We start from the raw sequence: 23,594 nt of genomic DNA, 5'->3' as shown, positions 1-23,594 counted from the left end.
CGCAACGCGGTCGCATCATGAAAAAACCTCAATCGGTGCTGGCTGCCAGCGGGGTGGCGATGTCCTCGAGGGATCTGCCTTCGGCGTCGACGGCGAGGAACCAGGCGATCAGTCCGCCGGCCATCATCACCACCGCACCCAGCAGGTAACCCAGGAACAGCATGGTGGGATTATTGCCGTCGCCGATGAGCGCGCCGTAGATGACCGGACCCAGGGCGCCGAAACTCTGGGCGATCGCGAAGAACACCGCGATCGCCTTGGCCCGGACCTCCAGCGGGAAGATCTCACTGACCGTCAGGTAGGCGGCGCTCGCACCGGCCGAGGCGATGAAGAAGATGACGCACCAGGCGATGGTCTGAGTGATCGCGTTGAGGACCCCCGCCTCGAACAGCCCGGCGCTCACCGCCAGCAGCAGGCCGGACGTCAGGTAGGTGCCGGCGATCATCTTGCGGCGGCCGATAGTGTCGAAGTAACGCCCAAGTGTCAACGGCCCCAACAGGTTTCCGACGGCGAAAGCAACGAGAAAGAGCGGCGCCGAATCCCGGGAGACATGATAGAACTTGCCCAGCACCAGCGTGTAGGTGAAGAAGATCGCGTTGTACAGGAACGACTGGCTGATCATCAGGGAGGCGCCGAGCACCGAGCGGCCGGGGTAGTCCCGGAACAACACCCGCGTCAGCGCCAGGTAGCCGATCTTCTCGGCTGGCTTGAGTTCGATGGCCCTGGTTTCGTCGACCTCCGGCAGGCGGGCTCCGGTGGCCCGGACTTCCTCCTCGATGTAGGCGATGGATTTCTCGGCCTCTTCGATGCGGCCGTTCATCACCTGCCAGCGCGGACTCTCCGGCAGATTGCGGCGCACCAGCAGGATCACCAGGGCCAGCACCGGTCCCAGCAGGAAGGCCAGCCGCCAGCCCAGGCTCAGGTCGATCACTTTGAGGAAGACGAACGTGCCGAGCGTGCCGAGGATCGCCCCCGCCCAGTAGGTGCCGTTGACGGCGATGTCGACGCGGCCGCGGTAGCGGGCCGGGATCAGCTCGTCGATCGCGGAGTTGATGGCCGCGTACTCACCCCCGATGCCAGTGCCGGCAATGAACCGGGTGGCATACAGGAAGGCGATCCAGCCGGCGCTGTTGCCCATGGTGAATGCGGTCAGCGCGCTGCCCGCCAGGTACACGGCCAGGGTGACCATGAACAGATTGCGCCGGCCCAGCTTGTCGGACAGCCGGCCGAAGAAGAGCGCGCCGGTCACCTCGCCGATCAGATAGATGGTCGCGGCGAACCCGACCGCCGCCGAGGACAGGTGCAGCGTCTCGGGGGCGGTGAGGGTGTCGGCGACCGCGCTGGCCACGGTGATCTCCAGGCCGTCCAGGACCCAGGCGACGCCGAGTGCCACCACCATCCGGGTGTGGAACGGCGACCAGGGCAGCCGGTCGATGCGGGCGGGGATGAGGCTGCGGATCGAACCGGTCACCGCATCGGACGTCGAAATGGTCGGCTCCTCGCGCACACGTTCGCTTTCCCGTCACCGGGCGGACGGAAACATCATGCCGCGTTCGAGATCGTCTGACGGCATGGGGGGCAAGCCTGCCGTCGCTCACCGACCGGACCACCGAGGTTCCTGTATGGACTCATGAATTACTGAGTGCTACAACAAGATTGATCGTCACCGCCAATATCACCGCACCGAAGAGGTAGGACAACAACGCCTGCGCGAGTGCGATGCGGCGCAACTGGCCGGTCTGCAGGGTGGTGTCGGAAACCTGATAGGTCATGCCGATGGTGAAGCCCAGGTAGAAGAAGTCCAGGAACCGCGGGGCGTCGGACCCGTTGAAGTTGATGGACGTGATTCCGTCGGCAGCATCGGAGTAGTAGACGTCGGCGTAGCGGACGCTGAACACGGTGTGCACGACGCACCACGCGGCGACGATGCTGACCACGCCTACCGCCGCGGCCACATCCTTCTCCGGGCCGGACTTCGACCCGGCGACCAGGAGATGTTCCACGCCGGCCAGGCTCGCCACGCTCGCCGTCAGGATCACCGCGTCGGTCAGCCAACCGCGGGGCGGGTCCTCAGGTTCGACGTGCTCGCGGGTCCGGTCGGCATCCATCGGCAGCACGACGATCCACGTCCAGACCAGGTACGTCGACGCCGCGGCGATCCAGCCGACGCTGGGCGCGTACCTCAGCCCGGCCAGCAGAGGCACGAGCGTCGCGGCAGCGACACCAATACCCGCCGCGACGATCAGCCGGACCACCACCCGCGTCCGCCAGCGAGACCTTGCCTGGTGCGCCATGCCGCAAGCTAAACACCGTTACGGCAGGTTGGCCTGCAACGACGACAGCGCGGCGGCGCCGAGTCGGGCAAGTTCGTCGGCCTCGTCACGGCTGAGGGCCGCCGCGAAGATCTCCGCCATCCGGCGATTGGTCGTCTGCTCGACCTGCTCGTAGCGGTCCTTCTTGTCGGTACCGTCGGCGAACGGCTCGGGCCAGCCGAACATCCTGGTGTACTCGGCCCCCTTGTTGAGCATGTGCGCTTCCACCGGGCTGACGCCGGAAATGGTGAGGGCGTTGAAATGCACACCGGCCCGCAGCTCGCGCAGGATGAACATCACCTGCAGCGCCCGCGCGGGAGCATCCTCGGCCAGCGGCATCGTGCGCCATCCCGCAAACAGGGGCAGACCCGCGGTCGGTGTCACCGCGATGAGCTTCTCGCCCAGTTCGGCAACACGGTCCAGGCCGTCGACTCCGGCCAGGTGCCTGCGGGCGAAACCAGCGGTCTGCTCCCAATATTGTTGCGCCGCACCAGCTGCGCCGCGTACCGCGACACCCTGGTCCCACAGCGCGGCCAGCGAATCGGGCTCGAAGACCGCGAACACCGCCGCGACCGTCGTTCCGCTGGCATCACCCAGCACACCGCCGCGGCCGGCGACGTACCCTGCCAGCGGGTTCTGGTAACCGGCCGCGACACTTTCGCCGAACGTCTCCGGATGCAGCATGAATACCGCGACGGCCTTCTCGATCGGCGCTCCGGCGGCGCGGGCCGCTTCGAGCATCCCGTCAGCAGTCATGAAAATCCTCCTTTGATCCCGGTTACCAGCGGAAGGACGGCGCCCACCGGTGTCAATTCACTGGAAAGCCCTGCAGCACTGCGTATTTCGATGAACGCATCGATCATCGCCTCGGTGGCCTCGTGCGGGTCGGTCAGCGTCACATCGTCGGTGAGCACCGAGATGGCCAGTTGATCGACGTAACTCCACACCGTGACGTTCATGCCGCTGCCCGCGACGATCGGCCCGACGGAGTAGATCTCGTTGACCGTGGCGCCCTCGACGTCGCCCCGAACCCGCGGACCGGGCACGTTGGAGACGGTCAGATTCATCACGCTGGCTGATTCGACTCGCCTGGCCTGGGCGCGGAACAAGCGCGGCGCCAACGCCGGCGGCAAATACGACATCCACGCCGGCAGCACCGTAGGGCCCAGCAACTGATGGTTCTCTTTGGCGATCTTGGTGGCCAGCGAAGTCAGCTTCACCCGCTCGATCGGGTCGTCGATGTGTACCGGCAGCGACGGCGTCATATAGGAGAACTCGTTGCCCGCCAACCGATCTGGGGAGGTGTTGTAACTTACCGGTACGCCGGCGATCAAGGGCTCGCCGGCTTCACCGTCGTATCGCAGCAGCAGTCGACGCAGCGCGCCGGCGACCATGGCCAGCACCACATCGTTGAGCGTGACCCCGAGGTGCTTGGCCGTCTGCTTGACGTCCGCCAGCGGCAGCGGCGCGGTGGCGAACAGACGACCCGGGGTCACCCGGTGATTGATGAAGCATGGGGGCGGTGCGAAGTTGCGCGCAAGCTCGGGGTGCGCGCCGCGTTCCTTGGCGCGGCGGCGGACCCGCCGGACACCGGTGGTCGTCTCGGTGAGCAGGCGGGGCAGCTTGCGGATCAGGCCGACGTGGTCGCGTGCGGCGGCCCGGAGCAGCTCGGCGCGGGTGCCCGGCAGGTCGGGCGCTTTGGCGCGGCGCCTCGGGTCCGGGTGCTCGAGCGCCATCGCCAGTGCCATCTGGTTGGCCGACGCCACTCCGTCGGCCAATACGTGGTGGACCTTGTGGATGATGGCGATGCGACCGTCGGCCAGGCCCTCGGCGACGTACATCTCCCACAGCGGCCGGGAGCGATCCAGCGGGGTACTGGCGATGTGACCGATCAGCTGGTCGAGTTCGCGTCGTCCGCCGGGCGCGGCCACCCGGGTGTGACGCAGATGGTAGTCGAGGTCGATGTCGTCGTTGGTCCGCCACATCGGGTGGTGCAGCTTCATCGGGATGTCGACCAGTTGATAGCGCAGCGGTTCCAACGCCATCAGGCGCGGGTAGGCGATCTGCCGGAACAGCTCGAAGCTGAACTCCTGGCTGAAACCCGAGATGTCCAGTACGCCGATTTTCAGCGTGTGCATGTGGATTTCCGGGGTCTCGCTGTACAACGTCAAGGCGTCCAAGCCGGTGAGTCGTTTCACATCAAAGCCCGTCCGTCAGCGCTGCCCGAGTGGTGCTACCCATTCCACCTCTTTCACTCCCGCGAAACCAGACCGCTCAGCCGACGTGTTTGTCGAACCACCCGACTCGGCTGGGACGCTCAGCTCCCCTCGCCGTCATCGGCCAGATAAGTGACGTCGTACATGCGCCGGCCCTGCTCGACCGGTGCGCCCTCGTTAGCACTCGCCTCGTCCAGCCGGACGTCGGTCAAGTGTGGGTTTTGCACGCGGACATAAGCTTCCAGTTCGGCCAGCAGCGCGCTGCCGTGCAGGGCCGCATCCGCGCGGGCGGTGCCTTTGTATCTCTTCCAACTCACGTCAGCGACTGCTCTCGGCTCGGTTCGGCTGCCGACGCCCGCTGCACCACCCACTGCCAGTCAATTCGCTCCTGTTCCAAGCGCACCCGTTCGCCAAGCCCATCGGTAACAAGGTCGCAGTAGAGCTCCTGCTCCGGCGGCGTGAGCCGGGTCAGAAGCGACCGGGCCGGGCGGTCCTCAGCCACCCAACGATCGCGATGGGCGAGCAGTGTCTCTCGGTCCATCAGCACCGACCGGACGTGCGGCAACCATGCCCTCAGCCGATCAAGAATCGCGAATCCGTGCGTGTCGATGTCGCCCCAGTAGAGGACATCGGCGCCAGCGAGCCACGGCGAACGGCCCACGCTGTCGACGTCGAAGCCCCTTCCCCAGATCACAACACCGTCTTCGGGGACGTCGAAGGACAGATAGCTGATCTCGTTCTCGACGATCACCGCCTGCCGTGGCACGACATCCAGTCGAGCCAACTCTTCAGGACGCAAGCCCAGTTCAGAAAGAGTCGGCCCGGGCAGACCCAAAGAAGGCGAGGGCCGTAGCCTTACTAAGCCTGGCTTCGACCTCAAGCCGAGGCCGGCGACAAAGCCCGCCGCCGTCGAGGAGACGCCCAGCATGGCCGCCAAAACCGGCCGGTGCCGTTCGGCGAACTTGGTGTCCACCCCGGGCGCACTGATCTCCCGCAAATATTTTTGCGATTGGCGATTAATGTCGAGCCACACGTACGCGGCGATCAGCCGCGGCATCTCCGGCCCCAGTTCGAGTGCACGATGCGGATGGTCGACGATCCACTGTCGAACCCGCCGATGTTGATCTGCCAGAACCAGCAGCTCGTCGAATTTGCGGACCAGCGCCGTCACCCCCAACAGCGCCACGGCTTGCTCGAATGTGGATATCATTGCACGGGAAGGCAATTGGTTGCGGCCAATTCGCCTGCCGCCAATAGCTTGCCACTGCAGGGTAAATCGTTCGCCGTCCCGAGCGCTTGCTTGGAGGTCGGCCACCCACTGTCGCGCAGCGGCTAAGTCGTCGCCGACCTGCGACGGCTTCGGTCCGCGCAGCGGCACTTCGATCGGCTCGAAAGGATCGCCGTTGGCATAACCACGTAGCAGGGACCCATCGTCCCACCGACGCCTGACTCGGACCGCGATGCCCGCCGATGTGGTCCAGGCGGGCTTCACGGTCGCCGCCCGTCGCGCCGGGACCGGTACTCTTCGATTGTCATCGTCTGCAGCCGAGAGAACGTTCCGGTTGGATTGTCAACGAAACCAATCGCTTTGACGTATGGCTCGATGACGTGGACCTTCTGCAAAGGCGTCACGATGAGCAGTTGCAGTCCCAGCGTAGCGAAGAGTTCCAGAGCGTAGCGCGTCGAGACGTCCGAGCCACGCCCGAATGCCTCGTCGATGACCGCGAAGCGGAAGTCGCGCGATCGCGCGACACCCCATTCCAGCCCGAACTGGTAAGCCAGCGACGCCGCCAGGATCGTGTACGCGAGCTTTTCTTTCTGACCACCGGACTTGCCGTCCGAATCGCTATAGTGTTCCCATTCCGCACCGGTTTCGGCATCGCGCTCGGAGGCAGAGAAGACGAACCAGTTGCGCACATCGGTGACCCGTCGTGTCCAGGACTTGTCCGATTCGGAATAGCCGTCGCGACCGCGGAAGCGTTCGATGACGCGCTTGACGTCGAGGAACCGCTGCTCGGAGTACTGATCACCGTCCACGGCGAGGCTGTCGTCGGTGAGGTTACGCAGATCGGAACGGAACTGCGCGACATCTTGATTGGTGGTGGGTTCCTTCTCTAGCCGGATGTAGCGACCCGGGTTGTAGGGCACCGCGCCGAGCGCCTCGTTGATGCGGTCGACGCGCTGATCGATCGCTGATGCCTGTCTGCCCAGCCAATTGTTGAACCCGGCCAACTCCTGGATGGCGTTCTTATTGAGCTGTTCTTTGAATTCGCTTTCGAAGCGCGGAAGATCATCGGTCGCTATGCGATCGCGGAATGTTAGAAACTCACGCCGGGCTTCGATATTCGCGTCCATGTCAGCGCGCAGCTCGGGCCACCGGCGCAGCACCTCGGCCATGTACTGACCCAGATTCAACGCATGACCGTTTAGTTCCCGCGTCAGCTTCTCGATGCGAGTATGCAGGGCACTGGACAGCGTGGTCTCCGCCTCACCACAATCCGCAGCCCGCGTCGGACGGGACCTGCCAATGCGTTGATTCAGTGCAGGATAGGACACGCGGGCCGTTGCCAACTCGGGTTCCGGCTGCGCCGCCACGAAGTCGTCAACACGTTGCTTGTCCTTCTTCGCCCGATCCGCCGCTGCGGCGGTGGTGGCCAGATCACCGGTGAGTTTCTTGATCGACTCCCCGAGGGCACAGGCCAATTCCTCATTTCGATCCAGAGCGCGCGTGTGATCTCCTGCAGTCGCGACGAGCCGGCCTGCAACCGGATGCGTTCGGCGTCATGGTCATTCGCGCGCGCTTCGGCCTCGCCAAAGTCAAGGTCGGTCCACGAACGGAACCCTTCGATTCGCAACAGGGCGTCCAGTCTCTCCTGCAGCGCTTCCCGCTGGGCGGTGAGAGTATCGACCTCGGCATCCGCCGCCACCCGCTGGACCACCAGTTCGTCGAGCTCGTTGCGCAGCGCGGCGATCTTTCGTTCGTTGGCCCAGCCGAGGACCCAGCGGCGGGGATCATCGACGCGGTAGCGATCGTCCTTCTCATGCCGATCGCCGGATCGCACCTGCCCCTGGCGAGTTACGGCACGGCGCTGGTTGCGAAATTCTTCGAGCGTTGTTGCGCAACGGAAATCGGCCCGCTTTACGAGCTCGTTCAGGAGGTATTCGCGGAATGGTCCGTCCTTGGCTTCGACGCAGTCGGCGAGCAGAAGTCCGTCATGTCGGGACGGCTGGAGACGGACCTGGTGCGGTGGAACCCGTTCGTACACCAACTTGGCTCCGCGGCCGCGGAAGGTGAGTCTTCGGTCGTTGACCCATCGGGTGACGGCGTCGTAGTGCGGTTGGGGAACTAGCAGCGAGAGCGCAAATCCACGCAGCACTCGTTCCGCCGCCCCCCGCCATTCGGCATGCTCGTCGAATATGTCGAGAAGTTCCCCGGCATAAGGAATATCCTCCGGCCCCAGACCCAGGGCTGCACACAAGTCGGCGCGCAGTTCGACCTGCTCTGGCGGCAGGTTGCTGGTGCGCTGCTCCAGGCTGGCGAGCTCGTCGGCGATCGCGTCGCACTTACGTTGGTAGTCCTTTGAGATCCCGATCGCCTCGGCGGTGGCCGCGTCCAGGGCTCGTTTCTCGTCCGCCCGTCGCGGGCGTTCGGCGGTGACCAAGGCGGACAATGCCTCATGCGCGGCCCGGTCGGCGACCGGCTCGAGCCCGGCGCCGCGCACGGCATCGTCGAACAATGTCCTGGTATGACGGCGTGTTTCGGCTTGGGCCCAGGCCTCGTGGGCGAGCCGCTGCAGCTCGCCGATGCGATCTCCCCCTGCCTTGGCGCGTTCTTCGATGAGAGACTCGCGTTCATGCTTGAGCCGCAGCTCGCCTGCTTCGGCTGCGGCTAGTTGTTCTGCCCGGTCCGCGCAGTCGGCCTCTAGCCGAGCGATCTCGTCCGCCAGCAGTCCGGAGCGCAACTCGGCGATGAACACGCGGACCGCGGATCGTTCGCTCTCCATTGCATCGCGTTCGCCAAGTGCGGCATCGTATTTGGCGGCGGTCGCCACAATAGGCTCGAACGCCTCGAGTTGTTCCCGCGCACGCCGCACGGCGTCGTGCGCCTTGGTCAAGTCCTCGAAGTGGGCGATGATGTCCCGCACGCGTTCGGTCGCGTCGCTGGGTTCCAGCATGTGGTCGCGCACGAAATCGTTGAGGTTGCCGACGGATTTCATCGAAACGGTCTGGTGGAACAGTTCCAGTGCCTGTTCGGATCGAATTCCAAGCAGACGGCGCAACGATGTTGCGTACTTTGGGAATTCGTCGAAGATCTCTGCCCCGGCACCGCGCAGTCGCCTGCGCAGATCCCGAAGATCGGAGCCGAACTCGGCAAAGTCCGCCGCAATCGTGAGTTGCTTGGTGGCGGTGACGAAGAAACGGTACGGCTGTCCGGCACTTTCGCGCTGCTGGAAGACCTGCGCAAGGGTGACGGTTTCGTCGTAGCCGTGGTTGGTGAAGACACCGAGAAGTACCGAATAGGTCCGGCGGTTCTCCCGAAGGCCCTTGGCGCGCGATTTTCCGGTGGTCTCATTCCGTTCGGATTTGTAGTGGCCTTCGACATAGGAGCGCAGGGTGCGTTCCTTGGCCTCAGCGCCGGCGGCCTTGTTGTATGCCGCCTTATGAGACGGCACCAGTAACGTGGTGAGCGCGTCGACGATCGTCGACTTGCCGGAGCCGATGTCACCGGTGAGCAGTGCGGTCTCCGCCCTGGGCGTAAACCGCCAGACCTGGTTGTCGAAGGTGCCCCAGTTCAGGAGTTCGGCGTACTCGAGCCGGAAACCTGCTCTCCCGGAATCACCGAGACCTGCTGCAGCGGAGGCTGTTTCATTCATCGGCTACCGAACCCGCGTACTGCCGTAACTTACCCGCGAAGTCCGACAGGGTCTGGGCATCGACGTAGGCTTTGAGGATCCGCCGCACCTCCCACTGGTCGCGCTGACCGCGTAACGGTCGTAGGAATCCGAGTTCGGTCGCCTTCTTGATGGTCGTCTCCGCCTGGTCCACGACCCGGGCATCGTTGCTGGACTCGGCCTGGAACAGACGCAACATCTCGACGATCTGGTCGGAGGTGAGGACCAACTTTCCGTCACTGCCCGCCGTCTCGAACTCGACGAGCCGTTTGCGCAGCAGGACCAACAGCAGGCTGACGTTGTAAGTCAGGGCGCGCCTGCGCACCAAACGAGGCAGCGCCTCGTCGCCCTCCTCGTCAGACCGGGACCGGAGGTAGGCATAGCCTTCCACGTCGTCGACGATCACGTCGACGCCGATGGTGGCGAAATGGTCTCGCACACCGGCACCCAGACGTCCCAGTGTCAGCCAGGTGTCCTCGTCCGATTCGCGGTAGACGACGCCTTGCATCAACCGGATGATGGCGCTGGCGACGGCGTGCTCGTTGCTCATCGTCGCCGTACCGTCACTTTCGGCAGCCTGGCCCGCTTGGTTGTCTGCGGATCGTCCGGATCGACGTATTCCAAGAGAGTTTCATCGCTGTCGTCCATGTCGACCATGACGTCGTCGTCGTTGAGCGCGAGGTAACCGACGATCTCTGCGGCGCCCTGTTCGATCGGGTACATCGCGACGACGTCGGACAACAGCGCCGAGGAATTCTCCGGCAGAACAGTGCGGATGACTTCGGCAAGCCGCGCTTGGTCGACAAAGGTCTGCGTGAAGAGCAGGTCCGCGTCGACTTCCTCAGCTTCCGGCGGAAGGTGGCTTTCGACGGCTACTTCCGCAGGAGGTTGGTAAAGCGGGCGTTCGAACGGCAGGGTGATGTCGATGCCCGGCTGATCAACTTCGAGTCCCCAGGTTGGCGGGTCGTCGCGGACCTCGAGCGCGGTGCTCTCGACCGCCCGGACCAAGTCGAGCACACGACGGTTCTCCATCCAGACCTGGTCGTCAAGGAAACGGCGAAGTTGTTCGGATATCTGTCGGACCGTGCGCTGTGCCCGATCAGCAGCTTCAGACCAGTCCTGGTGGATGCCGCTAATCCGCTGGTCAGCGTCGACGATGTCGAGGGTTGAAACCTTGCCGATCAGGGCGGCGAGCTCAGCCTGGCGCGCTTCGGAGAGCAGGAATTCGTAGAACGCCTGAAAACTTCGTCCCTGGTCCGAACCGGTGATCTGGGAACGGCTGCCGACCAGGTCGGCGAGCAGTTCGCCCTTGGAACCGTCCCAGGCCGCGATCTTCTCGCGCGCGGCGCGGTCCAGCAGCCGGAAGTTCTCCTCGACCTCGCGAAAGTCCGACAGCAGCTCCCGGGCGGTGGCAGCGAGCTGTTGGTAGCGATCGCGCACTGCAGTCCCGTCCAGCACGGTGAAGGTGCCAGATTCGACGGCCGCGATCTCGGCGTCGATTTCGTCGCGCCGCCGACGCAGCTCAGCCAGCCGCACGTCGGGTTCGACTTCGGTTCCGTGCACGATCTGCCGAAGCAAGTCCACCACGGTGTGCAACCTGGATTCCGTCCCCACAAAGGAACGGCCCTTCAGGGACATGACCCAGGCGTAGGCCTTCTCGAAAGCGGGCGTGACCTCATAGTGCACTTCGTCGTCGCCGGGGGGATAGAAGCGCCGCAGATAAGCAGTTTCGGTGGCCGCCCAGTCCTCTAAATAGGAACGAGCGTTCTTCGGGAACCGCTGCTCGCCACGCTCGGCCGGAATCTCAGCGTTCAGCGCGTAGAGATGGTCGTCCAACGCGGCCGCGACTTCGCTTACCGGGCACGCGCCTCGGTTGCCTTCGACGAAGAACTGTCCCAAGAAAGCGAGGATCAGCGTGGAGTTGCCGGCGCGCAGCAGCCGCCAAGCAGGATGCCGCTCCCGCAGTCCGTCGATCCTCGCGTAGTCCACCTGGACAGCGTAAGTAATGGCACCGACGGATGCGGGCGACGCCCGCGGCCGAACGACGCCTCTAAGGTAACTGGATGACCAAAGCCCAGCGGCGCGGCTCCGGTGAAAGCACCAAAGATGCCTGGCTGCAGATCGGGTACGAAGTCCTCGCCGAGGAAGGGTTCAAAGCCCTCAAGCTCGACGTGATCACTGCCCGCCTCGGCGTCACACGCGGCAGTTTCTACTGGCACTTCGCCGACATGGCCGCGTATAAGGCTGCGCTGGTGGCCAATTGGGCGCAGTGGCGCGACGAGGACCACCAGCTGATGGGCGACTTGGCTGAACTGGCGCCGCGAGATCGGTTGATCAAGATGATGTCGGTGCTGCTCAGTCCGCGGTACTGGACCTTGGAGCGCGCGATGCGGGAATGGGCACGCTCGGACGCCACCGCCGCGTCCAGCGTCCTGGCTGCCGACCGTCGGGTCCAGCGCGCGGTGCGCCAGGCTTTTCTCGACGCTGGCTTCGACGAGAAGACCGCGCGACAACGGGCCGACTGGATCTTTGCGATGGGCGTCGGCGCGCTGCATCTGGCATCCAAGCGGGCGTATATGCCAGCCGCGGAGCGCGCCGAACTGGTCGACTTCATGCTGCGGCCTTGAATTAGCTTGCGACCGGCCGATTTTGTCGCCATACTTTTTGGTATAGAGTTCCCGGTATGATACTGCCTGTGGAATCCGCTGCGAGCTTGGTACCCGACGACTTCGTCGCACGCCTGGCCCGACGGGCCGACGAAGCAGAGCGACTGCGGCGACTGCCGGACGACACCGTCGCGGAAGTCCGCGCCGGCGAGCTGCTCGGCCTGCTCGCCCCGAAACGTTTCGGCGGCCGGCAGGCGAGCTTCCCCGAGGTGCTCGAACCGGTGCAGCGGATGGCGCTGGGCTGCGCGTCGAGCGCATGGACTATCGGCTTCTTCGTACTGCACAACTGGCTGCTGTCGTTGTTCGACGAACAGGCCCAAGTGGAGGTCTTCGCCTCCGGCCCGGTGCTGGCACCCGCACCGCTGGCGCCGACCGGTTTCGGCGAGAAGGTAAGCGGTGGAATCAAATTGAGCGGAAAATGGTCCTGGGCCACCGGGATCATGCATGCCGACTGGGTGATGGTCTGCGCGTTGTGCGGCTCCGGCGACGACATGTTCCCCGGCCTGGTGCTCGTCCCGGCCGACCAGGTCAGCGTCGACGACGTCTGGCACACCCTGGGCATGCGCGCAACCGGATCCAACGACGTCACCATCACCGACGTGTTCGTGCCCGAGCACCGCATCGTCCCGCTATCGGACATTTACAACGGCACCTCAGCAGGTGCGGCGCTGCACGATGCCGCGCTGTACCGCTGGCCGGTGGTGCCCGCGCTCGCGTTGACCGCGGCGATGCCCATTCTCGGCAGTGCGCAGCTGGTGGTGAACGCGTTCGCCGAGCGTCTCGAGACCCGGGTGTTGGCCTACAGCGGTGTCAAGCAGAAGGAACAGCCGGCCACCCAGATCCGACTGGCCGATGCCCGGATCCGGCTGCAGGCACTGCAGGGACTGGTGACCGACATCGCCGGCACCATCGAGTCGATCGTCGCCGACGGCGGCATCGTGCAACGAAAACTGCGGGCCCGCGCACGAGCTACGGCAGCGCACGTAGTGAACGAATCACTTTGCGTCATCAACAATCTCATGGCGGCGTCCGGAGCGTCGGCCAACTTCCTGGCCAATCCGTTGCAACGGGCGCGCCGGGACGCGGAGATGGGCGCGGGCCACGTCATCTTCGATCAGGACGTCGCTCGCGAACTCTATGGTGCGCTGGAGATCGGGATGAAGATCTCGCCGATCGCGATGGTGTGATCCACCGACTCGCGCTGGGTCCGGATGCTCGAAGCGCCGGGCGTTGCCCACCTGCGTCACCGGGCCCTCTAACTCGGGTCCCCGTCGTCATCGTCGTCGTCGTCGTCGTCCAGATATCGGGCGTCCTCCAGAACCATCTCTCGAAACTCGGACTCGAATTCATCGATGGCGGCCTGTGCCTCTGCGGTCAATTCGTCGCGGATCCCGCTCTCGGCGTGAGCGAACGGAACATACGCGCGCATCACATCCGGTAGGTCCAGCAGGTCTTGAATGGACCGCTCATCGGAGTATTCGTCGAGCGGCAGAAAAACGTCGGGTAGGTCCCGCAGCCGGCCCGCGCTCCACCGCAATGGATCACCGGTGCCTTCATCGATGCACGTGCGCAACAAATCCCGATGGCCGGAGTCGTCGAATCGCAAGCCCGGCACTGTGGCAAAGAACCTGTCCAACAATTCCTCAATCTGGTCCTCAGAGAAGAACGGCGGTTGGTAGCCGCTGCCTCCCTCCGGCAAGCCCCGGGTCAGCCATTGCAGCAGCGGACGACTCGCCGGCCACGTGTCGGACTCGCTCAACATCGACAGCAGACCGTCGACCTCGACACCCCGATGCAACCAGGCACGGGCATCGGCGAGGCTCATTTCGACGAAGGTGGTGTCGGGATCCGTACGGCTGCGCGTCGCGACGTCGAGAACCTCCTGCAGTGGCGCGGGAACGAAAAAGGCGTCTTTGACCTCTGACACGACGGTGTGGTCGATGAAGGCCGCGCAGGTCATCTCCTGTCCGGAGGACAACTTCACGCCGAGCATCAGTTCGTCCCCCTCCCCGAGCACGTGTGTCATCCGCACCACCCGCTCGACGTGCGTTCGACCCAGATCGGTGATCCACTGCGGCAGGTCGTCATCCCGCGCGGCAACCTCTCGTTCACAGCGTGTCCGCAGCACCTCGTTGTCGAGCAATTCGGACAGCACCGCCAACAGCACCGTGGTTTCGGGAAGCTTGGTCGCGATAAAGCTGTCGATGAGTTCGCCGAGATTGACGGCCTCTGGCTCGTCCGGGTCGCTGAGCGCCCAGTGCCTTGGCTCCGTTGCCTGGATGATGAGGCTGACCGTGTGCAGCAGTTCCAGCGGATGCTCTTCGGCGAGGGCTTCGCGCACCGCGTCGACGAGCGGGAACTCCTCTTCGAGTTCGTGTGCGCGACGCGCCGAGCGCATCCGGCGCGCATCTCGCCTCGCCTGTTTGGCCTTGCGACGCTTTCGACTGTCCGGCATTGGGCGGACACTACCGCGTTGCACCGACGCCGTCGTTGCGGCTGTGAACAGGGGTGGGAATCGGCATGTGCAGTGCGAGTTGCCTTCGGTCACCGTTACGCAGGGTCGACGAAAACGGGCTTCTCCCCGGACATTCCGGCCGCCACCGCGGCGAGTTGATTGGGCGAACCGATCAGCCCCGCCTGCAGCTCGGATTCGAGGGCCAGCGCCCGGGCGGCGTCGTTACTGAGCCACGTTTGTTCGTAGAGCCGCTTGGCAGCACGGACGGCGTCCGGTGACTTCTGCGCGATCTCCTCGGCCAGCGCCAACGCCGAAGCCAGCGGATCGTCACTGTTTCGCGTGACCAACCCGAGCGCCAAAGCCTCACTCCCCGAAACGATCCGGCCGGTGAACGTCAACTCCTTGGCGACGTCGAGAGGCAGCAGCCGCGGGAGAGTCTGCGTAATGCCCATGTCGGGAACCAGGCCCCACTTGATCTCCATGATCGACAGCTTGGCGCCCGGCGCGGCGATCCTGATGTCGGCGCCCAGCGCGATCTGCAGCCCGCCCCCGAAGCAGTTGCCGTGGATCGCGGCGATGACCGGCGCGGGCACCAAGGACCAGTCGTAGGCGACGCGCTGCGCGAAGTTGGCCGCCCGGCCGCTCTCGCGCTCCAGCAGGACGCTGGTGCCACCCCGGCCGGACATGAAGCTGGCGATGTCCAGGCCGGAGCAAAAGCTCTTGCCCTCGCCGTGCAACACCACCGCGCGCACCGACGCATCACCCGCCAACTGCGCCGCCGCATCGACCAGGCCCGCGAACATAGCGTGATCGAGCGCATTGTGTTTGTCGGCGCGCACCATCGTCACGGTTGCCACGCCGGTGGTGCTGATCTGCACTCGAACTCTGTCTTCGCTCACGCGTGGAAACTTACCCCGCTATGTCGAAGGTCCGGGGCCCGGACCGTCACCTCACCGGCAGCTCGGCGAACCTCTTCTTGACGTCGTTGTACCAATTCATCGACTTCATCGGGTGGCGCCAGCGGCTCTTCATGTCCTCGCGGGCGGGCACGTGCGCATCGTCGCCGGCCTTGACGAGTTCCTTGAGGTGTCGGTCCTGCGCCTTGATGATCTCGTCGGCGCTTTCACCGCGGTGCGCGAGGTCACAGGGGCCACCGAGATCCTGGCACGTCATCGTTTTCATAAGCGTCCTCCCGCTCTGGTCACACCGGGCCGTCCGGGTGCGTCAGGATGATGACGCGTCCGACGACGAAAGTGTGACCGCCATGGTGAGCGACGATCAGCTACGCGACGGCTTCGAAGCCGAGCGCCCTCGCCTGCAGCGCATCGCCGCCCGGATCCTGGGCGACCCCGACGGGGCACAGGACGTGGTGCAGCAGGCGTGGCTGCGGCTGCACGCCACCGACGAGCCGATCGAGAATCTCGCGGGCTGGCTCACCACGGTGACGTCGCGGCTATGCCTCGATCGGCTGCGCGCCCGAACGCCGGTGCCGACGGAGTCGATTGAGCTCGAGGCCGTCGCGCCCGACCCGGCCGACGGTGTGGTGCTGGCCGACACGGTCGGCGTCGCGCTGCAGGTGGTGCTGGACCGTCTGACGCCTGCCGAGCGGGTGGCGTTTGTTTTGCACGACAGCTTCGGCGTCGAGTTCGAGGCGATCGCTGCGATGCTCGACACGACGCCGGTCGCGGCCCGCAAGCTGGCTTCGCGTGCTCGCGCCAAGGTGCGTCCGGCCGCGCCCGAGGATGCGCTGGGCGACTGGGAGATTGTGGACGCGTTCATGACCGCGGCCCGGGAGGGCGACTTCGCGCGGTTGCTGGAGCTGCTGGCTCCTGACGTGGTGGTCTCGGCGGACGCGGCCGCGATCGCGTTGGGCACCCCGCCGCGTTTGGAAGGTCGCGACGAGGTGGCCGGCTTCTTCAACGGCGCCGCCAAGGCTGCCTTTCCCGTGTTTGTCGAGGACCGGCCCGGCGCTGCCTGGATCCACCGCGGCGAGGTCAAGGTCGCGTTCGACTTCGCCATCGAGGCGGGGCAGATATCGCACCTACAGTTCAGGGCCGACGCCGACGTTTTGGCGAGGGTGCGCCGCCGCGAGGGCGGCTCTGCCATTTCGCGGCTTTCGGCTACTGATGTCTGATCGGACTAGACGGACTGGTGCGACGGCCGGCCGAGACCGGACTGGCGTCGGCGCCGATGGTAGGTGCGTTCGATCCGGGTGACGATCGCGATGCGTAGTTCCTCTCTGGTGTCCCAGCGGCGGCGGTTCAGCACGTTTTTCTGCAACAGGCTAAAGAAGCTCTCCATGGCCACGTTGTCGCCGGCTGCGCCGACGCGGCCCATCGATCCGACCATGCCATTTCGATGTAGGGCGAGAAACGAATTTCCTTGACCTGAGCTGAGACCCACGATCGGAGCGCAGGATGCAGCCGCCAGCGTCACCACGGCGTACCACAGCACTGCGCAGAGCCTGGGTGGCCAGACGGGACGCCATCCGGGAGTCGATCGAGTAGCCGACGATGCGGTTGGAGAATGCGTCCTTGATGGCGCAGAGGTAGAGCTTGCCCTCGCCGGTACGGTGCTCAGTGATACCAGCCAGCCACAACTGATTTGGCGCATCAGCGGTGAAATCCCGCTCGACGAGATCATCGTGGACCGGCGGCCCGGTCTTGCCGCGCTTTCTGCCGAAGACGCTCCACAGGCGATTCTGCGAGCAGACCCGCCAGCCGGTCCTCTCGGCCATGGGTTCGTCGGCGTCACGGGCTTCCTCGACGAGGTAGCGGAAGCCGAACTCCGGGTCCTCGTGGTGGGCGTCGAACAGGGCGTTGGCGCGGTAAGCCTCGACGAGTCCGGCGTCAGTGATCGGCTTGGCCAGCCAGCGGTAATAGGGCTGGCGGGCGAGCTTGAGTACCCGCCACGTCACCGCGACGGGGATCCCGTCGGCGGCGAGCTCCTTCACGAGCGGGTAGAGCCTTTCCCGGCAAATTGGCCTGCGACAGATAGGCCGCCGCTCGCCGTAAGACTTCCTTCTCCTGCTCCAACAGCCGATTACGGCGTCGCAGTTCGTCCAACTCCGTCGACTCAACGGTGCTCTTGCCGGGCTTGGCCCCTTCGTCGATATCGGCCTGGCGCATCCACTTGTGCAGCGTCATCGGGTGCACCCCGAAAACGGTCCCGATCTGCTCGACGGTCACACCATCGTCGCGGTTGCGGGCCACGCGCACGACGTCGTCGCGAAAACTCACGGGGTAGGGCCTGGGCACAACGACATCCTTCCAGCCTGCCCACCCGGGGCAAGCCAACTCAGATGTCACCATTCGTGCAGCAGACCTGATTGAGTCCCAACGCTTCCCAACTTTCGAGACGGCCGAGCGGACCGCAACTTCAGCCGGTCAGTAACCTCACGCAGGAAAAATCAGGCACTCGATCGGTGAACTCCTGTGTCGAAGTGCCCGTCCGGCCATCAGGTGGACCGGAACAAACTAGTACATACCAACTCTGGCCCTACTCCCAGCCCTCGCTTCCACCCAAAGCAGCGGTGGGCACAAGGGCCATCGCCGCACTCAACACTGCTCGCGCGTTCTCCGTAAGCCGCTGCAATCCGAGCACGTCAAGAACGGCGCGAAATAGCTCATCTTCTGAAAGACCTTCGATACCCGTGAACTCGGTAAGGTGGGCAGCGAGCTCGGCGGGAGGCACCAAGCTGAGCGAACGTGGTCCGAGTTCCCGCAACACGACCGGAGACTGAGTCGGCAACCTGAAAGTCTTTGGCTTGATGCCAGGTTCGTTAAGCGGATTGGCCGCGACCAGCTGCCCTCGACGCACAGCGAGTTCCATCGCTTGGTTCAGGCTTCTGGCGAGTTCCCGACCTACTCGGTGCCCGCCGTAGGCAACCCGATATGCATCGTGTACGCGATGACCCAAGACAGGGCCCTCGACTTCAACGATCCGAACAACATTGGCAATCAACTCTGGCAACGGTGTTCCCTGAATCGGAGGCAGAGGCTGTGTAAACGCAATATATGGCCGAAGCCGGTTCGTCAGCGGACCTTCGACGAGTTGCCTGCCAAGCAAACCGAGTTGCTCTTCCTCCGGTTCTCGGACTGTTTCGTCGACCGACTCGGGTATCGACTGGGTACCGTTCGCACCAGATGGGTGATCGCCGGCGCCGTCAACACGAGGCCGGCTGTGCGCCTCCGTCAAGAGATCCGTAGTGGGCAAGCATCTATGTATCGCGCGATGACCGTTTTCCGACGGCATGCCCGCACCTGCACCTGATTCCTCCTCGTCACGCCACATCGAAACACCATGTCCTGCTTCAGCTTCGACGATAGCGCGTCCCTCGTCGACAGATTCGTCGACTTCCTCAGCGCAGCTGTCGCCGTCATCAAAACTCGGATCAATCCAGTGGGCGGTGCGGATGTCGAGGTCGTCGAGCGTGTCCCACAGCTTCTGCAAAGTTCCGCGCATATCGGCATAGAACACCGATTCGCGGATCCGGAAGAACTTCCACCCACACCGCTCAAGGTCGCGCTGGCGAGCCAGGTCAGCCTGATATTGCTCTGGGCCGTGCCAAAAGTCGCCGTCGCATTCGATCGCCAGCCGCCCTCGGGCCCCGGTAACCACCATGTCGATGCGGTATCCCATCGCCTCGACCTGCGGCATGACGGTGTAACCCCGCTCGATGAGCCGATTAAACACTCGCTGTTCAAACAGGGAGTCGAACGGTGGTACCACCATATCCTCGGCGACCACGGTAGCCACCGCTCCGTTGCCCGCGCCATGCACCCGGTTGACCACCCCGTAGCAGTAGTCGAGCAGTTGGAACCGCATGTCCTCGGTGTTGAGCAGCGCCTCCCGCGGCATCGAATGATAAACCCACATTTGGTCTTTCGCCCGTGACGCGGCCACGTTGAAACGTTGCACATATTGGGCCTGGGTCAGCACGCCCATGCGCTTGTCCGCTTCCGGGGCCTTGACCATCGACAAGAACATCACATCACGCTCGGAGCCTTGGAAATCCGATGCGTCACCGCAGCGCAGTTCCCGGACCGCCCATTCTTCCGGCGACACCGCGTCGAGCAGCTTGCTCTCGATCAGCTTGGCCTGCTCCTTACCCAAGAGCGAGATCACTCCGAACGTCGCGCTGTCGTAATGCGGCTCGGCCAGGCATTTGCAGATCTGCTCGACGATCGCCTCGGCCTCGGCCAGATTGGTTTTATTCGCTGACTCGTAAGCATTCTCCAGATAGACCACCTTTATTGGATCGAGCCGTTCGGCGCCAAACTGGCGCACAGGAACGAGACGAATTCCCTCCGGCTCGTAGGCGATCCGGTTGGAAAAGCCTATGATTTCTGGTACGCAACGCCGATGCTCGGTCAGGGTGATCCGCCCGCCGAAGCGCATGTTGGCCTCGTCAAAATAGCTGCGCTTGGGGTCAAGCCAGGATTCCTTGTACGGGTCGTCGCTGAGATACAGCGCGGCAAGGTTCCGTAGCTCCTGCTGGTCCACGCCCACCGCGGAGGGTGACACCTGCTTATCGTCACCGATCACCACGATTTTGGGCGCCAGGTATTGCAGGAATGATGCCTCCAGACCGGCCTGTGAGGCCTCGTCGACGATCACTACGTCGTAGAGGTTCGGTTCGACACGAACCTGCTCGGCGATCCGGTACAAAGGCATGATCCACACCGGCACTGAGGGTCTGCAGCGGTCCATCGCCTCGGCGATCGCTGCCCGCTGCTTGGCCGCATACTTACCCGTGCCCTTGCCCAGTCGGGACACCAGCTGAGCGTATTGGGTGAGGTTGGCCCGTGCACTGCCGGTGATACGGTCCGGAGCGACGGCATATCCCCAGGCCCGCTCAGCCGCCAAATGCTCGACCTCACTGCGGATCTGGTCCTCGACTGCATTTAGGCTGGCCTTCAGCGCGTTGATGTCTTCGCTGTCCTGGGCCAGGATCCAGCGCCCGGTCATTTCCCATTGCCAGGCCTCTGCATACCTGGGCAGCCAATCGACCCATTGGGCGGCCGCCGGTTCGGCGGCGATCGCCGCGGCCAGCAGGGGCGCAGACCGGTCCAGCTCGGCGCGAATTCGATCCCGCTCGCTGACCAACTCCGCGACCCGACGCAGGTGAGTCAATCTCTCGTAGGCAGCGCTGTAGCCGTTGACGCTGCGGTCTGAGACTGCGTTCAACAATTGCATGGAGACCGCCGGCGGGTTGTGCTGCTGCGACTGTCCCAGCAGGTAGCCAGCCAACGTTTCAATAGGCGAGCTGGCAGCCAATGCGCCGTCGGCCGCAGCGGCTGCCTCGACCAGGTCGGCGTAACGCCGAATTTCCTCGAGATTGTTCCAATCCGGGACGGGCAAATTGTTGGCCTGGAACCACTGCCGTTCCACCTCGAGCTGAGCGCCCAGGGCCAGTACCTTGTCCAACTGCTCGATTTCGGTCAGATGCCACTGCAGTTTCTCCTCGAGGGTGTCCTCGTCGGGGATCTCGACGGTCGTCGGCCACGCTTGATCCATCGCTGCGATGGTGCGAATGGCGTCCACCCAATCGATGAAGGTTGTCAATTGTTGCTTGTCAACGGCAGGCAGATCATTGATCTTCACCGCCGCGAAGAACGGTTCGGCGAGCTTGACCGTTTTGGAAGTAAACGCCCCGATCTTCGGCGCACCGTCTGGCCGAACCCTAATCGCACCACCGGAATCCACATGCGCTAGCAATGATTTGGCGATCTGCTGATGCACACCCAGGTCGCCGGCGCCGACCACCACCCGGGTTGTCGGCCCGATTCGCATCGCGAGCCGACCTGCAGTCTCGGCCAACGACTTGATCTGGGCCGAACGCGCTAGCCATACTTGCTGACGACCGCTGCGCACATCACACAACGCATCCTTCATCCAGACTTCTTGGCGGTGTTCTAGGTTGATGGTCCGCTCAGCCAGCTGCGAGACTCGGTCACGCAGCTCGTAACGCAGTTCGGTGCTTAAGGAACGAACGAACTCGAACGAATCATGGGCAAGCAGCGCACTATAGCCGTCCTTGCGTTCCGTAGCCTGCTGCTCCGAAGCAACCAGTACGGCGAATTCCTGCGGGGTCACCAGCGACGCGGGCTCAGGCAGCAGCCGCGTCGCCTCGTCCTCGTTGGTGGCCAGATCCTCGCTGCTTATTAGGTTGTGCCACAACCGGATCTCCTCGGTCGAGACAGTAATTCCCGACCCGTCCCTGTCGATGTCGAACTGCCGGATCCACTCGTAGTCGGACTTGTGCCGCAGATGGTCGAAAGCTATAGCCGCCAGCGTGCCTTCGGCCGGACCATCGGTGCGCAGCTGCACCTCCTGGTGCCGGAGGACCAGCAGGCGGTTGCGGATCGCGGCGCGCTGGCGACGCAGATCGTCGATGCGGGCGAGGTGTCCGGCGATGGTGTGGCGCGAACCGTCGATGTCGAAATCGTCGGCGCGCCGGGAAATGTTGTCCACCGCAGTGCGCAGGTCGGCCATGTCCGAACGTGACTGGCCGATGACGGCGACGGCCAGGGACTGAATCTCGCGAGGCAGTTTGGCCCGGACCTCCCGCAGCGCCCGGTCAGTGTGCGCGGTGATCAGCACTCGCTTGCCTTGGGCAAGCAGGTGCGAAACCAAAGCTGCTGCGGTGTGCGTCTTTCCGGTACCGGGCGGACCTTGCACCACCGTCTGCGCCCGGCTGTCGACCCGCTCGATAATCGCACGTTGCTTGTCATTGACCGGCAGCGGCAGGAAGTCCTCCCCGTCGACAGTGACCACTGCTCCGGGCGTCTCCCCAGCCGTCGGAGCTTCGGGCTGACGATCCGGATCTATCAACGGCAGGACACCCGCCGGAACCTCGCCGGCCTTACGAATCTGAGCCACGATCGCTTCGTAGATCTGCACCAGTCCGCGGTTGGTGCGGCGCCGCAAGATCATTGCTGGGGCAAACGCACCGCGTGGGCTGGCCCCTGTCGGCGCGGTTGTGGCGTCCGCGTCATACTCCGCGTCGGCATCGAGGCGGTGGATGAGGCGCCGACAGATCTCGCCAATCGCGGGTTGATCGAGCAGGTGCCCGTCGTACTCGGCGGCCGTCTCTTTGATTTCGTCGAGCTTGGATGGACTGGAGATCAGCGCTGGGTCCAGCATATCCACTTCGATAGACACTGCGTCGGGAGCTGGCACTTGCGTTACGGTAAGGCGCCCCGAATTCTCATCGAATCCGATCGCAATCGGTGCGGTCGCGACGTGACGCAACACCTGTGGGTGGTTATCGGGCCGCCAGGTCAAGCAGCCCACCCCGACCACAAGCTCGAACTCATCGCTGTGGTCGGTGGACTTTAGATGAACTGCGAAAAGCTCTTTGTAAATGTTCCGGACCGCGACGTCGCGGCGCTCCCGCTCAGCCCACAGCCGCCAATCGGCTAACCACTCCTCGAATGCCTCGGTGATCTCGGAGTGCTCGGCCAACTCGATACGGCGGCGTTGGAGGTCCACTTCATCATCGCCGAGCTCGGCCGGGACCGGTTCCAAGCCGTAGATCGCTTCACGAAGCACAGGTTCCTTATCGGTGTCGGCGACGGGCCCCTCAACCCATGCCGTCAGGGCCTCGGGCACCGACGGCGGGTCCAGCTTGGCCACCCGGTCGATGGTCAGCAGCGGCGAATCGACGTCAAGTTCAGCAACTCGATGCGCGGACCGGATCGCCTCGTGCTCGGGGAGGTCGTCGAACCACAGCACCTGCTCGAATCCGTCGACGGTGCGAATCGGCTTTACCAGAAGCTGCTGAGTGCGGCTCAGAAAGGTGAATAGGTTGACCGCGCGGCGCACCAACCGCTCGTTGTCGCTTTCCTGCTCACCAGTCACAGCACACTCCTTCGCGAAGTCATCTTCACCACGGGAAACCAACCGACTGCCGTCGTCACCCGCGTCAATTTGCACGATTATGTCGGTTGCGTCCGACAGGTTCGACAGCACCCCGCGGCGTTGCTGAGGTTGTGCTGCGTAGGCTCGCCCCACTGAACCGCTCCCCTTTTACACGGCCCAAACTCCGG

At 64.2% G+C, this 23,594-nt stretch carries 15 protein-coding genes and 2 pseudogenes; 3 read left to right on the top strand and 14 right to left on the bottom strand.

All coding sequences use genetic code 11. The annotated features are described in order from the left end of the window. Window positions 1-28: 28 nt before the first annotated feature. The 9 genes and pseudogenes from L6444_RS07105 to L6444_RS07065 form a co-directional block, all read right to left on the bottom strand. Window positions 29-1,399: an MFS transporter gene (locus L6444_RS07105; RefSeq protein WP_236983883.1), complete on the bottom strand. Its 1,371-nt coding sequence runs from the start codon at window positions 1,397-1,399 to the stop codon at window positions 29-31. A 229-nt stretch (window positions 1,400-1,628) separates the two neighbouring features. Continuing rightward, window positions 1,629-2,294, bottom strand: a complete 666-nt coding sequence (locus L6444_RS07100; protein ID WP_236981489.1) for a DUF1345 domain-containing protein — start codon at window positions 2,292-2,294, stop codon at window positions 1,629-1,631. 18 nt (window positions 2,295-2,312) lie between these two features. Continuing rightward, entirely contained in the window at window positions 2,313-3,068 is a 756-nt protein-coding gene (locus tag L6444_RS07095; protein WP_236981488.1) for an SCO6745 family protein, read from the bottom strand. After that, on the bottom strand, window positions 3,065-4,510 hold the full coding sequence (locus L6444_RS07090) for a WS/DGAT/MGAT family O-acyltransferase (protein ID WP_236981487.1): 1,446 nt from the start codon (window positions 4,508-4,510) through the stop codon (window positions 3,065-3,067). The genes L6444_RS07095 and L6444_RS07090 overlap by 4 nt, the downstream gene beginning before the upstream one ends. Window positions 4,511-4,629: 119 nt before the next feature. Next, window positions 4,630-4,845, bottom strand: coding sequence for a hypothetical protein (locus L6444_RS07085; RefSeq protein WP_236981486.1), 216 nt, complete (start codon window positions 4,843-4,845; stop codon window positions 4,630-4,632). Continuing rightward, window positions 4,842-6,020 (bottom strand): Wadjet anti-phage system protein JetD domain-containing protein, encoded by a 1,179-nt coding sequence (locus L6444_RS07080; RefSeq protein ID WP_236981485.1) that lies wholly within the window; start codon window positions 6,018-6,020, stop codon window positions 4,842-4,844. Before L6444_RS07080 ends, L6444_RS07085 begins: the two co-directional genes overlap by 4 nt. Continuing rightward, window positions 6,017-9,402, bottom strand: a pseudogene (locus tag L6444_RS07075) (ATP-binding protein). Before L6444_RS07075 ends, L6444_RS07080 begins: the two are co-directional and overlap by 4 nt. After that, complete coding sequence (locus L6444_RS07070; RefSeq protein ID WP_236981484.1) at window positions 9,395-9,970, bottom strand: DUF4194 domain-containing protein; 576 nt, start codon at window positions 9,968-9,970, stop codon at window positions 9,395-9,397. The pseudogene L6444_RS07075 and the gene L6444_RS07070 overlap by 8 nt, the downstream one beginning before the upstream one ends. Beyond that, window positions 9,967-11,409 (bottom strand): DUF3375 domain-containing protein, encoded by a 1,443-nt coding sequence (locus tag L6444_RS07065; RefSeq protein WP_236981483.1) that lies wholly within the window; start codon window positions 11,407-11,409, stop codon window positions 9,967-9,969. Before L6444_RS07065 ends, L6444_RS07070 begins: the two co-directional genes overlap by 4 nt. A gap of 74 nt (window positions 11,410-11,483) precedes the next feature. On the opposite strand from L6444_RS07065, the gene L6444_RS07060 reads away from it, so the two are divergent. Both L6444_RS07060 and L6444_RS07055 read left to right on the top strand, forming a co-directional pair. Continuing rightward, window positions 11,484-12,047 (top strand): TetR/AcrR family transcriptional regulator, encoded by a 564-nt coding sequence (locus L6444_RS07060; protein ID WP_236981482.1) that lies wholly within the window; start codon window positions 11,484-11,486, stop codon window positions 12,045-12,047. Between the two features lie 56 nt (window positions 12,048-12,103). Then, window positions 12,104-13,273 carry an acyl-CoA dehydrogenase family protein gene (locus L6444_RS07055; RefSeq protein ID WP_238305547.1) on the top strand — a complete coding sequence of 390 codons (1,170 nt, stop codon included), beginning with the start codon at window positions 12,104-12,106 and terminating at the stop codon, window positions 13,271-13,273. 68 nt (window positions 13,274-13,341) lie between these two features. Here L6444_RS07055 and L6444_RS07050 read toward each other — a convergent pair whose 3' ends face one another. From L6444_RS07050 to L6444_RS07040, 3 genes are all read right to left on the bottom strand, one after another. Then, entirely contained in the window at window positions 13,342-14,541 is a 1,200-nt protein-coding gene (locus tag L6444_RS07050) for a hypothetical protein (RefSeq protein WP_236981480.1), read from the bottom strand. Window positions 14,542-14,636: 95 nt separating this feature from the next. Further along, complete coding sequence (locus L6444_RS07045; protein ID WP_236981479.1) at window positions 14,637-15,440, bottom strand: crotonase/enoyl-CoA hydratase family protein; 804 nt, start codon at window positions 15,438-15,440, stop codon at window positions 14,637-14,639. A 46-nt stretch (window positions 15,441-15,486) separates the two neighbouring features. Continuing rightward, window positions 15,487-15,714 carry a hypothetical protein gene (locus L6444_RS07040; RefSeq protein ID WP_236981478.1) on the bottom strand — a complete coding sequence of 76 codons (228 nt, stop codon included), beginning with the start codon at window positions 15,712-15,714 and terminating at the stop codon, window positions 15,487-15,489. Window positions 15,715-15,805: 91 nt separating this feature from the next. Between L6444_RS07040 and L6444_RS07035 the strand changes: the two genes are divergently transcribed. After that, entirely contained in the window at window positions 15,806-16,675 is an 870-nt protein-coding gene (locus tag L6444_RS07035) for a sigma-70 family RNA polymerase sigma factor (protein WP_236983882.1), read from the top strand. A gap of 5 nt (window positions 16,676-16,680) precedes the next feature. Here the strand turns inward: L6444_RS07035 and L6444_RS07030 are convergent. Both L6444_RS07030 and L6444_RS07025 read right to left on the bottom strand, forming a co-directional pair. Next, window positions 16,681-17,798 (bottom strand): annotated as a pseudogene (locus L6444_RS07030) (IS3 family transposase). A 241-nt stretch (window positions 17,799-18,039) separates the two neighbouring features. Beyond that, window positions 18,040-23,517: an AAA domain-containing protein gene (locus L6444_RS07025; RefSeq protein WP_236981477.1), complete on the bottom strand. Its 5,478-nt coding sequence runs from the start codon at window positions 23,515-23,517 to the stop codon at window positions 18,040-18,042. Window positions 23,518-23,594: the final 77 nt, after the last annotated feature.

The organism is Mycobacterium kiyosense (genome assembly GCA_021654635.1).
GTDB classification, from domain to species: domain Bacteria; phylum Actinomycetota; class Actinomycetes; order Mycobacteriales; family Mycobacteriaceae; genus Mycobacterium; species Mycobacterium kiyosense.
Note: the sequence above shows the minus strand (reverse complement) of the source record. Positions and strands in the feature narration are given on the sequence as shown.

Bases quoted from the DNA above. Each gene is read 5' to 3' on its own strand.
- L6444_RS07040 (WP_236981478.1), bottom strand. From the start codon at position 15,714: ATGACGTGCCAGGATCTCGGTGGCCCCTGTGACCTCGCGCACCGCGGT.
- L6444_RS07100 (WP_236981489.1), bottom strand. From the start codon at position 2,294: ATGGCGCACCAGGCAAGGTCTCGCTGGCGGACGCGGGTGGTGGTCCGG.
- L6444_RS07035 (WP_236983882.1), top strand. From the start codon at position 15,806: ATGGTGAGCGACGATCAGCTACGCGACGGCTTCGAAGCCGAGCGCCCT.
- L6444_RS07105 (WP_236983883.1), bottom strand. From the start codon at position 1,399: ATGGTGGTGGCACTCGGCGTCGCCTGGGTCCTGGACGGCCTGGAGATC.
- L6444_RS07060 (WP_236981482.1), top strand. From the start codon at position 11,484: ATGACCAAAGCCCAGCGGCGCGGCTCCGGTGAAAGCACCAAAGATGCC.
- L6444_RS07050 (WP_236981480.1), bottom strand. From the start codon at position 14,541: ATGCCGGACAGTCGAAAGCGTCGCAAGGCCAAACAGGCGAGGCGAGAT.
- L6444_RS07070 (WP_236981484.1), bottom strand. From the start codon at position 9,970: ATGAGCAACGAGCACGCCGTCGCCAGCGCCATCATCCGGTTGATGCAA.
- L6444_RS07055 (WP_238305547.1), top strand. From the start codon at position 12,104: ATGATACTGCCTGTGGAATCCGCTGCGAGCTTGGTACCCGACGACTTC.
- L6444_RS07095 (WP_236981488.1), bottom strand. From the start codon at position 3,068: ATGACTGCTGACGGGATGCTCGAAGCGGCCCGCGCCGCCGGAGCGCCG.